The 15,350-nt window shown below is 68.9% G+C and carries 15 protein-coding genes; 7 read left to right on the plus strand and 8 right to left on the minus strand.

Annotated features, from left to right (window positions below):
• Positions 1-81: 81 nt before the first annotated feature.
• The 3 genes from LKD76_RS01405 to LKD76_RS01415 all read right to left on the minus strand — a co-directional run bounded on the left by LKD76_RS01405 (position 82) and on the right by LKD76_RS01415 (position 4,236).
• The gene (locus LKD76_RS01405) at positions 82-2,454 is read right to left on the minus strand and encodes a lysylphosphatidylglycerol synthase transmembrane domain-containing protein (protein WP_227979091.1); all 2,373 of its coding nucleotides are present in this window, start codon (positions 2,452-2,454) and stop codon (positions 82-84) included.
• A gap of 233 nt (positions 2,455-2,687) precedes the next feature.
• A complete protein-coding gene (locus tag LKD76_RS01410; protein WP_227979092.1) occupies positions 2,688-3,476 on the minus strand; it encodes an SDR family NAD(P)-dependent oxidoreductase in 789 nt (262 codons plus the stop codon).
• Positions 3,463-4,236 (minus strand): 2OG-Fe(II) oxygenase, encoded by a 774-nt coding sequence (locus tag LKD76_RS01415; protein WP_227979093.1) that lies wholly within the window; start codon positions 4,234-4,236, stop codon positions 3,463-3,465. The genes LKD76_RS01410 and LKD76_RS01415 overlap by 14 nt, the downstream gene beginning before the upstream one ends.
• Before the next feature lie 88 nt (positions 4,237-4,324).
• Between LKD76_RS01415 and LKD76_RS01420 the strand changes: the two genes are divergently transcribed.
• Complete coding sequence (locus LKD76_RS01420; RefSeq protein WP_227979094.1) at positions 4,325-4,951, plus strand: GDSL-type esterase/lipase family protein; 627 nt, start codon at positions 4,325-4,327, stop codon at positions 4,949-4,951.
• Here the strand turns inward: LKD76_RS01420 and LKD76_RS01425 are convergent.
• Both LKD76_RS01425 and LKD76_RS01430 read right to left on the minus strand, forming a co-directional pair.
• Positions 4,944-6,500 (minus strand): phytoene desaturase family protein, encoded by a 1,557-nt coding sequence (locus LKD76_RS01425; RefSeq protein ID WP_227979095.1) that lies wholly within the window; start codon positions 6,498-6,500, stop codon positions 4,944-4,946. The two genes, LKD76_RS01420 and LKD76_RS01425, sit on opposite strands and share 8 nt — an antisense overlap.
• A gap of 12 nt (positions 6,501-6,512) precedes the next feature.
• Positions 6,513-7,178, minus strand: coding sequence for a class I SAM-dependent methyltransferase (locus tag LKD76_RS01430; RefSeq protein WP_227979096.1), 666 nt, complete (start codon positions 7,176-7,178; stop codon positions 6,513-6,515).
• 133 nt (positions 7,179-7,311) lie between these two features.
• Here LKD76_RS01430 and LKD76_RS01435 point away from each other — a divergent pair, with 133 nt between their 5' ends.
• Positions 7,312-7,848 carry an NUDIX domain-containing protein gene (locus LKD76_RS01435; RefSeq protein ID WP_227979097.1) on the plus strand — a complete coding sequence of 179 codons (537 nt, stop codon included), beginning with the start codon at positions 7,312-7,314 and terminating at the stop codon, positions 7,846-7,848.
• 20 nt (positions 7,849-7,868) lie between these two features.
• On the opposite strand, the gene LKD76_RS01440 is transcribed toward LKD76_RS01435, so the two are convergent.
• A complete protein-coding gene (locus tag LKD76_RS01440) occupies positions 7,869-8,552 on the minus strand; it encodes a class I SAM-dependent methyltransferase (protein WP_227979098.1) in 684 nt (227 codons plus the stop codon).
• Positions 8,552-9,517, minus strand: a complete 966-nt coding sequence (locus tag LKD76_RS01445) for an NAD(P)/FAD-dependent oxidoreductase (RefSeq protein ID WP_227979099.1) — start codon at positions 9,515-9,517, stop codon at positions 8,552-8,554. Before LKD76_RS01445 ends, LKD76_RS01440 begins: the two co-directional genes overlap by 1 nt.
• Positions 9,518-9,597: 80 nt before the next feature.
• Here LKD76_RS01445 and LKD76_RS01450 point away from each other — a divergent pair, with 80 nt between their 5' ends.
• The gene (locus LKD76_RS01450; RefSeq protein ID WP_227979100.1) at positions 9,598-10,194 is read left to right on the plus strand and encodes a helix-turn-helix domain-containing protein; all 597 of its coding nucleotides are present in this window, start codon (positions 9,598-9,600) and stop codon (positions 10,192-10,194) included.
• 1 nt (position 10,195) lies between these two features.
• Here the strand turns inward: LKD76_RS01450 and LKD76_RS01455 are convergent, their stop codons facing one another.
• Positions 10,196-11,731 (minus strand): FAD-binding protein, encoded by a 1,536-nt coding sequence (locus LKD76_RS01455; protein ID WP_227979101.1) that lies wholly within the window; start codon positions 11,729-11,731, stop codon positions 10,196-10,198.
• A 207-nt stretch (positions 11,732-11,938) separates the two neighbouring features.
• On the opposite strand from LKD76_RS01455, the gene LKD76_RS01460 reads away from it, so the two are divergent.
• From LKD76_RS01460 to LKD76_RS01475, 4 genes are all read left to right on the plus strand, one after another.
• Complete coding sequence (locus LKD76_RS01460) at positions 11,939-13,231, plus strand: MFS transporter (protein ID WP_227979102.1); 1,293 nt, start codon at positions 11,939-11,941, stop codon at positions 13,229-13,231.
• Between the two features lie 24 nt (positions 13,232-13,255).
• Positions 13,256-13,828 (plus strand): NADPH-dependent FMN reductase, encoded by a 573-nt coding sequence (locus tag LKD76_RS01465; protein ID WP_227979103.1) that lies wholly within the window; start codon positions 13,256-13,258, stop codon positions 13,826-13,828.
• A gap of 84 nt (positions 13,829-13,912) precedes the next feature.
• The gene (locus tag LKD76_RS01470; protein ID WP_308188502.1) at positions 13,913-14,284 is read left to right on the plus strand and encodes an ArsR/SmtB family transcription factor; all 372 of its coding nucleotides are present in this window, start codon (positions 13,913-13,915) and stop codon (positions 14,282-14,284) included.
• A gap of 31 nt (positions 14,285-14,315) precedes the next feature.
• Positions 14,316-15,317, plus strand: coding sequence for an LLM class flavin-dependent oxidoreductase (locus tag LKD76_RS01475; RefSeq protein ID WP_227979104.1), 1,002 nt, complete (start codon positions 14,316-14,318; stop codon positions 15,315-15,317).
• Positions 15,318-15,350: the final 33 nt, after the last annotated feature.

The raw sequence follows: 15,350 nt of genomic DNA on the forward strand, positions 1-15,350 counted from the left end.
CGCGCACCACACGCGACACCGCTCCAGACAGGGCCGCCGGGTTCCGCCCGGCGGCCCTCGCCGTCCCCGCTGCGCGCGGGATCAGATCATCTCGTGCCTGGTGAGCCAGCGCATCATCGGCCAGCCGCAGAACACCGGCAGCCAGCAGGTCAGTACCCGATAGAGCAGCACCGCGGGCACGCCGATCGCCGCCGGCACCCCGAATGCGGCGAGCCCGCCGATCAGCGCGGCCTCCACCGCGCCCACGCCGCCGGGAGTGGGCGCGGCCGAGGCCAGCGTGCCGCCGATCATGGTCACCACCGTGACGGTCACGAAGGTGGTGGTACCGCCGAAGGCCTCGATGGCCGCCCACAGTGCGCCCGCCGCGCCGAGAGTGGTCGTCGCGCAACCGCCGACGATCATCAGCAGCCGGGTCGGATGGTGGGCCAGCGTCCGCAGTTCGCCCACCACCTCCGCCAGCTGCGGCCGGACCTCGGTGCGCAGCCAGCGCCGCACAGTGGGGACGAACATGGCCGCGCCGATCGCCCCGAGCAGACCACCGGCCAGCAGATACAGCACCGTCGCACTCGGTACGAAATGCGACAGATTCGCCGAGACACCCGCGGCCACACTGAACAGGATCAGCAGCGCCACATGGGTGATCACCTGCACCGTCTGCTGCAGCGCCACCGCGGCGGTCGCCTTCACCGCGCCCAGGCCGCTGCGCTGCAGGAAACGCACACTCAGGGCCAGACCGCCCACGCCGGCCGGGGTGGTGGTCGCGGCGAAGGTGTTGGCCACCTGCATACCCAGCAGGTTGCGGAAGTTGATCGATCCGCCGGCGCATCCCCACAGCGCCATCGCCGCACCGACATAGGTGGATGCCGAGATCACCAGGCCGAGCAGTGCCCACCACCAGTTCGCGGTGCGCAGTTCGGTGAAGAACGTCGGCACCTGGCTGATGTAGGGGTAGGCCACGTAGACCAGGCCGATCAGCAGCACCAGCTGGATGAGCTGATTGCGCGAGTACCGGGTGATCCGCGCGGCCTCGATGCGATCCTTCCCGGTCTGCTGCAGGACCTGCGCCCGCACGGTCTTCATGAGTTCGCCGGCCTCGGGCACCGATTTGCGCACCTGGGTGCCGATTCCGGTTTTGGTGAGTCGCCGCGAGGCGTCGAGTACACACTGTTCGCCGAGCACATCGATCGCGGTGCGGACCGCGGAGTCCGCACCGAACAGCGCGCTCGTGGTCAGCAGCAACTGCGCGATATCGGTGGCGAAACGCGCCTCGTAGGCGCCGAACTCGGCGGCCATGAAACCGCCGAACAGCACCCGGCCCTCGGCGATGTGAATCTCCTCGGCCCGCAGATCACCGTGCGAGATCTGGGCGCGGTGCATTCGCTGCAGCGAGCGCCAGACATTGGTCAGGACCACCGCGCTGTCGGTGCCGGCCAGGCCGCGGCCCTTCGGGGTGGTGTGGGCATACAGTGTCCAGCCGCGGCTCAGCGCGGCCACGGTCAGCGGTTTGTTGCTGGCCAGATCCAGATCGCCGATCGCGATGCCCATCAGCGCGCGATGCTCGACCGCGCGGCGCATCGAGGCGAAGGCGGGGGTGCGCTCGCTGCTGCGGAAGGTCAGCCAGCGCCGCAGCTGACGCAGCATGCCCCAGCTGCGCTGGTTCTGGCCGTACATCTCCACCACCAGCCGGCGGTGCGGTCCGGTGTCGGCGCTCAGTAGCAGTGGTCCGGGTCCGGCCGGGCGCAGCACGGTGAAGGCGGTGACGGTATATCCGCGTCCGGCCAGCACTCGCACGGCCGCCTCGAGCGGAACCTCGAGCGCGGGCGTGCCGACGACCAGCACGAACACCGCACCCACGAACCAGCCGACGGCCAGCCCGAACATCGCGCGCGAGGGCACCACCAGGCTCACGAACAGATGCAGTGGGACGAACGCGCCCAGCAGTGTCCACCACCAGCGCCGCCACGACACCGGCAGCCACGGGCTGGCCACGGTCAGGCCCGCCGCGAGCATCGCGATCCAGCGGGGATCGTCGAGGAACTGGGACAGGAACGTGTCGAGCTGCCGGGGCACCGCCAGATGCCATTGCGGCGCCGAGATTCCGCTCTCGGTGATCGACAGCGCGAGCACCGCGATCAACCCGGCCGCGAGGTAGCCACTGAGCAGTTTCCATTGACAGCGCAGGATCAGCCGCACCAGAATCGCGAACGGCAACGCCAGGATCGCGATGCCGAAGAGCAGATAGACCAGATTGGACTGCTCGGGTGTGAGGAAGCCGACGATATCGGACACCGACCGTTCCAATGCCTCCCAGCGCGGCCGGGTGATCAGCGATCCGGCCACCACCACCGCGACCAGCAGGGCCGAGAGCGCCACGCGAATGATGTCGCTGGTACGCCGGATCCGTGGCTGCAGCAGACTGCCGGAGACGGGGATCTCCCGCCCGTCTACTCGCATGTCGTATCGGAACTTTCGGATCGAGGGAGCTGCGTCGGTCCCTGGGTCGGCTCGGGTGTGAGTATGCAGGAGCCCGCCGGAGCGCCCGTCGGCAACACGCCGTTTGCCGGGTTCCCCCAGGTGGGCACGCGTGCGCTCCACGCGAGCCGGACGCCGTCGCGTGGTTCTTGCCCGGGGGCCGGAGCTCCGATCACCTCGGAATCCGGCCCTTCGCCTACCGACCGGGCGCATCGTCACCCGGGCGGTCCCGGACTGGGCGCGGCGGGCTCGAGCGGGAGGGAGATCGCGGCGTCGTCGTCGCCGACGCCGTAGATGCCGCCGTTGAGATATCCGGAATCGAGTTCGGCGATCGCCGCCGCGACGACCTCGGTCGGTACGAGTGCGGGAAACGCGGTGGGCGCGATGCCATTCGCGCGCACCCCGAATTCGGCGAATTCGACGGCGATATGCCTGGTCAGATGATCGAGCGCGGCCTTGGACGCGGCGTAGATCGCCTGGCCGCCGGTATACACCCGGGAGCCGGACAGACTCGAGACGTTCACGATGTTGCGATTGCGGGCCCGGTTCTCGTCCCCGCGGTGCAGCCAGCACCGCTGCGCCAGCCGTGTCGCCAGCCGCAACGGCACCTCGACATTCATGGTGAACGCCGGAGCCAGTCCGTCGAGGGCGACTTCGCCGTCGACGAGGCCGTTCGGATGCAACGTCATCTGTGCCGCGTTGTTCACCAGCAGGTCCACCGCGCCGTACTTCGCCAGCGCGATATCGACGACCCGGTCGGCCTCGCCCGGCCGGCTCAGATCGGCGCGGACGACGAAGATCCGGGAGTCGTTCTCCGGAACCGGATTCCACGGCTCCAGCGGATCGATGAACCACTCGTCCTGCGACGGCGCGGCGGGCACCCGGTTGCGGCAGACCGCCACGATGTCGTAGCTGTTGTAGTAGGCGCGGCAGAACGCGTCCCCGAGGCGTCCGCCGGCGCCGGTCAGCAGACAGACCCGGCGTGTGGTCTCACCAGTTGACAATGCGCTCTCCTCCCCAGCGGCTCGCCGCCTGCTCCTTCGGCCGATGCAGCCACATCACCACACTGTTGCGGGCGGCGGTGTTCGCGCCGAGGAAGGTATGCCAGGACCGCGGCGTGCATTCGAACACGAGCATCGAATTGTTCAGTGGCGGAACCACCATCGCCGGTGCCGCCTGGGCGCCCGCGATATCGCCGAACAGCCCCGTCTCCCCGCCGTCGCCGATCTGCCACGGGCTGTTGCCGAGATAGAACAGCACCGCGACGGCCCGCACCAGTTCGCGGGCCGGAACTCCCGCGGGCCGATCGCCGGACTTCACATCGATATCGGTGCCGGGCAGGCCGACTTCCTCCGGACCGGGCACGGCCGCCGGAAACCAGGCGGGGGCCAGATCGTGGTGCGGCCAGCCCCGGGTACTGCCCGGCGGGTGATGGTGCAGCGATCCCTCCACATCGCCGGTGACCGGTACGCCCGCGACTCGTTCGATCAGGTCGTGCCACGCCCGCGACAGAAAGACCTCGAGCGGCCCGTTGCGCAACCGGGTCAGGCTCACGCCGGAGGCGCCGTACCCCTCGGCAACCGGACCGAACAGCTCCTCCCGATCGGTGCGGACCCGTTCGAATTCCGCGGCCAGCCGCTCGTAGAACTCGGTGGCGAAGACATCGCGCACATAGACGTGGGGAAACGGACGAGTGCGGCGGATCCAGCGCCGATGCGCCAGCAGATCGACGAACCACCGTGGCAGCGGCGCCTCGGACAACATACGAACTCCCTCCCGGACCAACCGTGCCGATCTTATTGCCTGTCCGGTACCGCGCCGAGTTCGTCCCGGTCTGTGCCAGGATCACACGGTGGTAGGCGATGTCCGGGTCTGTTTCGTGGGGGATTCTCTGGTCGCCGGTGTCGGTGACCGAGGGTGTCTGGGCTGGGCCGGTCGGCTGGCCGGGCGCGCGGCCGCGGCGGGGGTGCCGCTGACCTATTACAACCTCGGGGTGCGCCGGCAGACCTCCTCCGATATCGCCGCCCGCTGGGAGGCCGAATGCGCCCAGCGGCTGACCGCCGGGACCGACGCGCGCGTGGTCTTCTCCTTCGGAATCAACGACACGCTGTGGGAGAACGGCGCCGTCCGGGTTCCGGTGGAGGAGTCGGCGGCCAATCTGCGCCGATTACTCCGGCGGTCCGCCGAACTCGGCTGGACCGTGCTGGTGGTGGCGCCACCACCGTGTGCCGACGCGGAACACAACAGTCGCACCGTGGAACTGGATGATCGGTTCACCGAAATCTGTGATCGGGAGCGGGTTTCCTATCTGCGTATCCATCAGCCCCTGCGGCACAACGACATCTGGATGCGGGAATTGCGGGCAGGTGACGGCTACCATCCCGACGCGCCCGGCTACGAGCAGATCGCCTCGCTCATCGGACCGCACTGGCTGCGCTGGCTGTCCGAACCGGGCACCCGGCTTCCGGTGGTCAGCTGAGGCGCCTGGATTCCAGGACCGCCATGGCCGCATTGTGGCCGCCGATCCCGCTGACACCGCCACCGCGTACCGAGCCCGCGCCGCACAGGAAAATATTGTCGTGGCCGGTGCGCACACCCCAGCGGGCGGCCGGAGCGGGGTCGGCGTCGGTGCGGATCGGGAAGGTCAGATCGCGGTGGAAGATATGGCCGCGGGGCAGGCCCAGATCCGAGTCGAGTTCCACGGGGGTTTTCGCCTCGAGGCAGAGATCACCGTTGGCGTCGACGGCCAGGCAGTCCTGAATCGGCTCGGCGAGAACAGCATTCAATTCCGACAGCGTGGCGTTGAGCAGTCGCGTCCGGATTCGGCTGTGGTCGGAGTCGAAAAGACTTGCGGGAGTGTGCAGTCCGAAGAGGGTGAGGGTGTGCATGCCCTGCGCGGCGGCTTCCGGGCCGAGAATCGACGGATCGGTCAGGGTGTGGCAGTAGATCTCCGAGGGCGGCGCGCTGGGGACGAGGCCGTTCGCCGCTTCGCCGTAGGCGCGTTCCAGCTGGTCGTACCCCTCGGCGATGTGGAAGGTGCCGGAGAACGCGTCGGCCGGATCGATATCCGCGCGCAGTCGCGGCAGCCGGCGCAGCACCATGTTCACCTTGAGCTGGCTGCCTTCGGGAGCAGGCCCGTTCGATTCGCCGAGCAGTCGGGCCAGAGTGTGCGGCGCGGCGTTCACCAGGACGTGCCGTGCGGCCACCACCTCGGCGCCGTCGGCGGTGTCGAAGCGCACTTCCGCTGTGCCGCCGTCGGTTTCGATTCCGGTCACGGTGGCGCCGGTGCGCAGGTGGGCACCGGCGCGGCGGGCGGCGGCGGCCAGCGCGTCGGTCAACGCCCCCATGCCGCCGACCGGCACGTTCCAGTCGCCGGATCCGCCGCCGATCACGTGATACAGGAAGCAGCGGTTCTGCCGCAGCGACGGATCGTGGGCGTGGGTGAAGGTGCCGATCAGGGCATCGGTCAGTACGACGCCGCGGACGGTGTCGCTGCCGAATCGGGCCTCGATGGTCTCGCCGAGCGGCCGATCGAACAGCAGCTCCCATGCCTCGGAATCGTCGAGCGCGCGCTGTAGCTCCGGGCGGGTGGGCAGCGGTTCCAGCAGGGTGGGGAATATGCGCTCGGCCGCACGGGCGGTCAGGCCGTAGAACTGTTGCCAGGCAGCATAATCCGCATCCGACCCGGTGACGGCGCGGAAGCTTTCCCGGGTGCGGTCCGGATCGGCGGTATCGACCAGGAGCCCGGTGTCACCGACGGGCGTGTACGACGAGATGCGGCGGCCGAGGGTGCGGAAGCTCAGGCCCAGGTCGTGGACGATCCGATCCGGTAGCAGGCTCACCAGATACGAGTAGCGCGACAGTCGCGCGTCGATTCCGGGAAAGAGCCGCTCCGACACCGCCGCGCCGCCGGTTCGATCGCGCTGCTCCAGCAGCAGGACCGATACCCCGGCCCGGGCCAGATAGGCGGCGGCGACGAGGCCGTTGTGGCCGCCGCCGACGATGACGACATCGTGGGAGTCGCGCATCAGGCCTGCCTATCACGAATCGCCGGCGCCCGCCTCCGTTCCGGCGGACTTGCGGACCAGGAGATATCCCTGCGGGGTGCGTTCGTCCGGGCCGGGGGCGCAGACCATGTGCGTCACCGGCGCGAATCCGGCCGGGCGCAGCAATTCGGTGAGCCGGACCGGCGACCATCGCACGACCGGCGCCACCCGGTGGTCGTAGGGCTGTGACGCGATACCGTCGTCGGCCGCCTGGAATGCCAGCAGCAGCAGCCCTTCGGGGGCGATGGCGCGCGCGAATTCGGCGAACACATCCGGCAACTGCTCCGGCGGCATGTGGATGATGCTGTACCAGGCCACGATCGCGGCCAGCTCGCCGTCGGCGACGTCGATCCGTTCCATGGGCGCATGGTCGAAGCGCAAGTGCGGATGGACGTCCCGGGCCATCCGGATCATCTCCGCGGAGGCGTCGAGTCCGAAGGTCCGGAGTCCCAGACCGTCCAGGTGCCCCGTGATCCGCCCCGGGCCACACCCGACGTCCGCGACTACGCCGGGTGTGCCCTCCCGCACCAGATCCGCGAACAGTGCGAGAAAGGCGCGATCGAAAGGCCGTTGGACCATCGCGTCGCGGAACATATTCGTATACAGCTCGGCCACGTCGTCGTAGGCGGCGGCCACGGCTGCGGTATTCGCTGCGCTCACCCGGCCAGGCTAGTACCGATTCGGGCGCGGGTCCCGAGCGCCGCGCGGCGCTCGCGGGTCCTGAGCGCCGCGCGGCGCGCGGCGCGTAGGCTCGGTGGGGCGTCGAGGTGATCCAGGAACCGGAGGCGGACAGGTGAGAACGCTCGCATCCCGAATCGTGTATCGGAATCCGTGGATCGAGGTGCGCGAGGACAGTATTCGCCGTGCCGACGGCTCCACCGGAATCTACGGCGTGGTGCATCGCTCGGACTTCGCGGTGATCATCCCGTCCGACGATGATCGGTTGCATCTGGTCGAACAGTTCAGATACCCACGCGGACAACGCTGCTGGGAATTCCCGGCCGGAGCGCTGCCCGCGGGGGAGACCGGTACGCCGACCGAGTTGGCGCACCGGGAACTGCGTGAGGAGACCGGATTGCGCGCCCGCCACCTCACCCATCTGGGTGTGCTCGACGCGGCCCCGGCCACGCTGACCCAGCGCGGGCACGCTTACCTGGCGACCGGCATCAGCGCGGGCGAGCCCGAGCGGGAACTCGAGGAGCAGGACATGCGCTCGCAGTGGTTCGAGCGCACCGCAGTCGAGCGGATGATCCGCAACGGCGCGATCACCGATTCCCAGACCATCGCCGCCTACGGGCTACTGCTGCTCCACGAGCGGTTCGCGAGCTGACCGTCCAGCGGGGCCCAGGTTCAGCGTTTGCGGGCCCGGAACACACTGTCGCGCATGGTCATCACCGCCCCGTCGGCCCGAGTCGCGGAACGGGTCCGCGTTTCGGTCAGCTGGATGTCCCAGTGCCGCGGATCCAGTCCGGCGGCGACCTCCTCGGCCGTCACCTGCACGTGTGCCGCCTCGCTGTGCGCGGCCGAGTGTTCATCACCGGGGGCGTGCCCGACGATGAACAGGGTGCCACCGGGTGCCACCGCGACGGCCAGTCGTTCGAACAGCGCATCGTTGGAATCGACCGGATGCACGTAGCACGCGCACACCAGATCGAACGAGTCCACGCCGGGATCCCACCGCGTCAAATCCTCGGTGAGCCAGTCGATTCGAGCCGCGACCGGTCCGCCGGCCCGGTCCGCGCGCTCCCGTCCGCGCGCCACCGCCGAGGCGGCGATATCGACGGCCGTGACTCGCCAGCCCAGTTCGGCCAGCCAGACCGATACCGCGCCCTCACCACAGCCGGCGTCCAATGCCGTACCGGGGACGAGGTCGGACAATTCGGCGACGACATGGGCGTTGGGCCCGGATTCCGAGGCCGACTGGCCGCCGTGATAGCGCTGCTCCCAATAGTGCCGGGTGAACTCGCCGTCGACCGCTGCGGGGGAGCCGCCGGGGTGCCCCGTGCCGTGGTGATCGTGGTTGCCCTCGTGCACTACGCCTCCTTCGATTCCCGCTGATCCGCTACTGCCTGCCGAGTCTCCTCCTCGACCAGATCGGCGTTGATCTGCGCTGCCGCGAACGCCCCGCCCGCCGCGGCCGCCCCGACCTGTGCGCTCAGATCGGTGACATTGCCCGCTGCCCACACACCCGGCGCATCGGTCCGGCCCATCGCGTCGGTGGCCACGTATTCGCCCGCGCCGGAGGGATGTTCGACCGGTGCGATGCCGAGCTTGCGCAACAGTTCCGAACGCGCCACCATTCGCGGCCCGACGGTGACGACCTCGCGGGCCACCACGGTGCCGTCGGTCAGCCGCACTCCGGAGATGTGGTCGTCGGTGAGATCTATCGATGCCACCGCACCGGTGACGACCGGTATCCCGCGGGCGGCGAGCTTCTCCGCGGCCTCCCCGGCCGGCGCGTCCGAGGTGTGGGTGAACAGCACGACATCGTCGGTCCACTGCCGGAACAGCAGGGCGCCGTGGACGGACATCGGCCCGTTGGCGATCACCCCGATCGGCCGGTCCCGCACCTCCCAGCCGTGGCAGTACGGGCAGTGCACGACATCGCGGCCCCAGCGTTCGCGCAGGCCCGCGATATCCGGAATATCGTCCACCAATCCGGTGGTGACGAGCAGTCGGCGGGCCCGGGTGGTCTGTCCGTCGGCGAGTTCGACGAGGAATCCGCCGTCGTCGCGGATCGCCGCGGTGACCTCGCCGGTAACGATCTCGCCGCCGTAGCCGCCGACCTCGGCGCGGCCGCGCGCGAGCAGTTCGGCGGGCGGCATACCCTCCCGGCCGAGCAGTCCGTGTACCCCGTCGGCCGGTGCGTTGCGCGGGTCGCCGGAATCGATCACCACTACCGATCGGCGCGCCCGCGCCAGCATCAGCGCCCCGTTCAGCCCGGCCGCGCCGCCACCGATCACCACCACGTCATAGTTGCTCTTCAACTCATCGGTCACCCTGACCACCTCCTGCGATCACCGTGCCCGAAGGTCTCGAATGGCGGCAAACAACTTTGCCGAAATGGCAAAATGAACCGATGGACGATCAACTGGACCGAGCGCTCGACGCCGTGGGCCCGAGACTGCGGGCACTGCGCCGGCAACGCCGGACCACACTCGCCGACCTGTCGGCGACGACCGGAATCTCGGTGAGCACGCTGTCGCGGCTCGAATCGGGCGACCGCAAACCCACCCTCGAACTGCTGCTACCGTTGGCCCGCGCGCACGGGGTGACCCTCGACGAACTGGTGGACGCGCCGCCGACCGGCGATCCGCGCATCCATATGCGCCCGATCACCCGGAACGGCATGACGATGCTGCCGTTGACCCGCCGGGCGGGCGGCATCCAGGCCTACAAGATGATCATCCATCCCGAACACCGCCGCGGCGAGCCCGATCCGCAGACCCACGAGGGCTACGAATGGCTGTATGTCCTCAACGGCCGCCTCCGCCTGATCCTGGGCGAACACGACATCGCGCTGGCTCCCGGCGAGGCCGCCGAATTCGATACCCGGGTGCCGCACTGGTTCGGTCCCGCCGACGATCGTTCCGTCGAATTCCTGAGCCTGTTCGGCAAGCAGGGGGAACGCGCCCATGTGCGGGCGCGTCCCACCGCGAACGACGATCAGCGGTAGCTCAGCGGCCGGCCATGTTCAGCGCGGCCAGGTGACTGAACAGCATGGACGCGCCGATCGGATTGCCGCCGCCCGGGTAGACCGTTCCACTCACCGCGGCCATCGTGTTGCCCGCCGCGTACAGCCCGGCGATGGGTGTCCCGGATTCGTCCAGGACCCGCCCGGCGCCGTCGGTGCGCAATCCGCCCTTGGTCCCCAGATCGGAGATACCGAACGCGGCCGCGTGGAACGGACCCTTGCGGATCGGGATCAGCGGTGACTTCCCCTCGGTGAAGGACCGATCGTAGGCCTCGTCGCCACGGCCGAAATCCTCGTCGACGCCGCGGTCGGCCAGTGCGTTGAACCGCTCGACCGTGTCGACCAGTGCCTGCGGCGGGACGCCGATCGCCTCGGCCAGCTCCTCGAGCGTGGCGGCGCTGTGCCGCAGCCCCGCCCGCACGTACTCCTCGGGTTCGCCCATGGGCACATTGGTGGCCTGCACCGGCGGCACCGGACCGGCACTGTCGTCGTAGATCATCCAGTACGGCAGCGACATCGCCGCATCGTTCAGCCGCTCGATGATCCGCCGCCCGAGCCGGTCGTAGGGCGCGGATTCGTTGACGAACCGCCGCCCGTCGCGATCGACGAAGATTCCGCCGGTGAACCACAGCGCGAAGGCCGCCCGGCCGTCCGGATGGATCATTCCCGGTGACCACCAGGCCTGATCCATCAGATCGGTATCGGCGCCGACGCTGATCGCCGCGGTATGCGCCCAGCCCTGATTTCCCCAGGGCCCCATGGTGTCCCGGGCCCGGCCGGGTACGCCGTGGCGGGCCCGCATCTCGTCGTTCTGCTCGAATCCACCCGCGGCCAGCAACACACCGCGACGAGCGCGGATCGTGACGCGCCGGCCGTCGCGTTCGACGATCGCGCCCACGACGCCGCCGTCCTCGGTCACCAATTCGAGCAGTGGGGAATTCAGATGTAGTGCGACGTTCGGGAATCGGGACAGTCCGAGCAGGAACCGGCCGACCAGTGCGCGCCCGCCGATCAGGTACTCCGGCTGCGGATCACCCCGCCGATCGGTGGCCAGCGGGCCGCGCACCGCCGCCGACAGCTCGCCCAAGGCGGAGGCCTGCAACGGTTTCGGCACGATATGCCGCTTCCCGTCGTTGCGCGCCTGCGGCGCCGCACCGAAATAGTCCGGCCACGGGAACATCTGGAAGGCGAAGGCGTCGTCGGCCTCGAGGTATTCGATCAGCCCCGCGCCGCCGCGTACGTAGGCTTCTTGCAGTTCGGCGGGGGTCCGGTCGCCGACCACCGCGCGGTAGTAGGTGAGGGCGTCCTCGATGCTGTCGTCGACGCCTTCGCGGCGCAGCACCGGATTGCACGGGAACCAGACCCCGCCGCCGCCCGAGTACGCCGTGGTGCCGCCGAACTGCTCGGTCGCCTCCACCACCGCGACCGAGAGCCCCTCTCGCGCAGCGGTATAGGCACCGGCCAGGCCGCCACCCGAGCCGGCCACCAGTACATCGACCTCTTCGTCCCAGTTCGTCACCGCACACTCCCAGCGTTCGTCTGCGCTCGACGGTAGGTGATCGAGGACCCCCGCGGCAGATGTCGTCCCGCTGGTCAGGAATTCCGGCGATATCCGATGCCCACAACCGTTCGTTGTGGGCACCGCGCAGGCGGTTGTTTGATCTCGCCGTCGCGGATTGTTTCGATGCCTTCGGCCGGTAGCCGTGCGATGCGCAAAGGAATTCGGGTGGTCAATCGTTCGCTGGGTCCGCAGTTCGAGCGGCTCTGGTCGGCCTACGCGGTGAGCGCGCTGGGCACCAGTCTGGCGCTCGACGCCTTTCCCCTGATCGCGATCGTCGTGCTGCATGCCGGTCCGGGTGCGGTATCGGCCCTGGCCGCGGCCGGATCGGCGGTGGGGGCGGTGGCCGCGATACCGCTCGGGCCCTGGGTGGACTACCACCGCAAACGGCCGGTGATGATCGCGACCGATGTCGTGCGGTGTGTGGCCCTGCTCAGCGTGCCGATCGCCTTCGCGCTCGGCCTGCTCGGCTTCGCGCAGTTGCTGATCGTGTCGATCGTGGTCGCGGCCGCCGGGATCGTATTCCGGGCCGCCAGCGGCGCCTATCTGAAAATGCTTGTGCCACACGATGATCTGCTCGTCGCGAACGGCCGGTTCGAAGCCACCACCTGGACCACGACGGCACTCGGCCCGCCGCTGGGCGGCTTCGCGATCACCGTGCTGGGCCCGGTGACCACGGTGATCGCGGATATGGGCAGCTATCTGCTGTCCGCGGTGACGCTGAGCAGCATCCGCGCCCACGAGCCGCAACCGCGCCGGACCACGACCGGCACCCGCCTGGCCGACATCCTGGCCGGCTGGCGCTATCTGCTCGGCCACCCCACCCTGCGGCCGTTGTTCCTCAATTCGATTCTGGTCAACGGGCTGATCATGGCGAATGCGCCGGTGCTCTCGGTGCTGCTGCTCGGTCACCTCGGATTCACGCCGTGGCAGTATGGCCTGGCATTCGGAATTCCCTGTATCGCAGGGCTTATCGGCTCGCGATCGTCGGCACCGCTGGTGCGGCGGTTCGGGCAGCGGCGGATCTTCCTCGTCATGGGCACGCTGCGGGCCTGCTGGCCGATCGGCCTGGCCGCCATCGTGCCGGGACTGCCGGGCCTGCTGGTGGTCATCGTCGTCGAATCCGGTCTGATCGCGTGTATCGGCGTCTTCATGCCGGTGATGGCCACCTATCGGCTGCGACAGACCGCATCCGATCGGGTAGCCCGGGTGCTGACGGCGTGGACGGTTACCGGAAATGCCACGACCGCGTTGCTCACCGGAGGGTGGGGACTGCTGGCGCAGCTCGCCGGTCCGCGGGCGGCGCTGGCGGTGGCCGGGGTGCTGCTGCTGGCGACGCCGGTGCTGCTGATCCGGGGCAATCCTGGATCGCAGCAGGTTACAGTCACTGATGAGCTGGTACAGCAATCGCCGAGCGACCGGGAAGCGCGGCAGGTGGTCGTCGGCGAGGGCGAACCGTGATCCGCCTACCCGGAAGGAAGACCGGTGCGAACCTATGTCGTCGGCTACATCGTCGGAAGTCTGTCCGCCTCCTCCATCAACCGCGTGCTCGCCAAGGCGCTGATCGAACTCGCACCCGATGACCTCGACTTCATCGAGATCCCGATCGGCGATCTGCCGCTGTACAACCGCGATTACGACGACGACTATCCGCCCGCCGGCCGTGCCCTGAAGGCGGCGATCGAGGCCGTCGACGCCATCCTGTTCGTCACACCCGAATACAACCGCTCGATACCCGGCGCACTCAAGAACGCCATCGACTGGGCCTCACGGCCCTGGGGGCAGAATTCGTTCGATCACCTGCCCGCGGCGGTCATCGGGGCCTCACCCGGGGCGATCGGGACCGCGGTCGGACAACAGAGCCTGCGCGCGGTCCTCAGCTTCACGAACGCGCGCCAGATGACCGCGCCCGAGGCATACATCCAGTTCCGGCCCGAGATCTATCAGCCCGACGGCTCCGTCTCCGATGCGAGCACCGCCGATTTCCTGCGGGGCTATATGAAGGAATTCCGCGACCACATCATGCGGGTGCTGACCGTCCTGCCGCGTAACCGCTGAGGTCGGAGTGACCAGTGCCATAGTGCCGGACCGCCGCTCGGAGCCTAAATTCGTTAATTAGCGAAATACCGAAGGATGGTGGTTGTGCGAGGCGCTCCCGTGCGGGCCGAGGGCCCGCCCGCCGACGGCGATCCGCTCGAGGTGAGCGAGGCCGGCTGCGCGGTACTCGACGAATGCAAGGCGCTGGCCAATCGGACCAGGCTGCTGATACTGGGCTGGTTGAAGGAGCCGCGGGCGAATTTTCCCGAGCTGGAATCGGAGACGGCCGAACTCGGGGTGTGTGTCGGGCTGATCCAGCGCAAGGCCGGGACCTCCGCCTCGACCATCTCGGCGCATCTGGCGGTGCTGCAGCGTGCCGGATTCCTCATCGCCACCCGCCGCGGGCAATGGACCTTCTACCGCCGCGATGAAGCCCGCATCGGTCACTTCACCGACCAACTCCACCGCGTGCTCTGAACCACGCGCTCGTACGAAAGGCGGCGACATAATGCCCACCGCACTGTCCATCCTCGACCTGGCTTCGGTCGCTCCCGGCGCGACCGCGCGCGACAGTTTCGCCCACAGTGTGGCCCTGGCACGCGCCGCCGAACGCGGCGGATATCGGCGGGTCTGGTACGCCGAACACCACAACATGCGCTCCATCGCCTCGAGCGCTACCAGCGTGCTCATCGGCCATGTCGCCGCACAGACCGACACCATCCGTCTCGGCGCCGGCGGCATCATGCTGCCCAACCATTCCCCGCTGGTGATCGCCGAACAGTTCGGTACCCTGGAAACCCTCTTCCCCGGGCGCATCGATCTCGGTCTCGGACGCGCGCCCGGCAGTGATCAGAAGACCATGCTCGCGCTGCGCCGCGATCCGCATTCGGCCGACTCGTTCCCGCAGGACGTACTCGAACTCCAGGGCTATCTGAGCGGGCAGTCCCGCATCCCCGGTGTCGAGGCGGTGCCGCGCGCCGAAGGTATTGTGCCGCTCTACATTCTGGGGTCCTCACTGTTCGGTGCGCAGCTGGCCGCCCATCTCGGCCTGCCCTACGCCTTCGCCTCGCATTTCGCCCCCGATGCGCTGCATCAGGCGATCGAGGTGTACCGCGACAAGTTCCAGCCCTCCGAGCAGCTGGCGCAGCCCTACGTGATGGCCGGGGTGAACGTCTTCGCCGCCGACACCCACGACGAGGCGATCGCCCAGAAGACCGTCTCCTACCGCGCGCGCGCCCGCATGATGATCTCGCGCGGCACGGGGACCGCCACCTTCACCGATCAGGAGATCGACGCGTTCCTCGCCTCACCCAACGGTGCGCAACTGTCCTCGATGACTCGCTACACCGCGGCCGGAACGGCCGAGGAAGTGCGGTCCCACCTCGACGAATTCGCCGGTGCGATCGGTGCCGACGAACTGATCACGGTGCACCACGCCACCGAGATCGCCGACCGGGTGCGCTCGGTCGAGCTGACCGCCGCCGCCGTCCTCGACCGCACGACCGCGTAACGGCGGCCGACGCGCCGAGCCCGAGACCGATCA

Origin of the sequence: Nocardia spumae, from assembly GCF_020733635.1 — a bacterium.
Taxonomy (GTDB): Bacteria; Actinomycetota; Actinomycetes; order Mycobacteriales; family Mycobacteriaceae; genus Nocardia; species Nocardia spumae.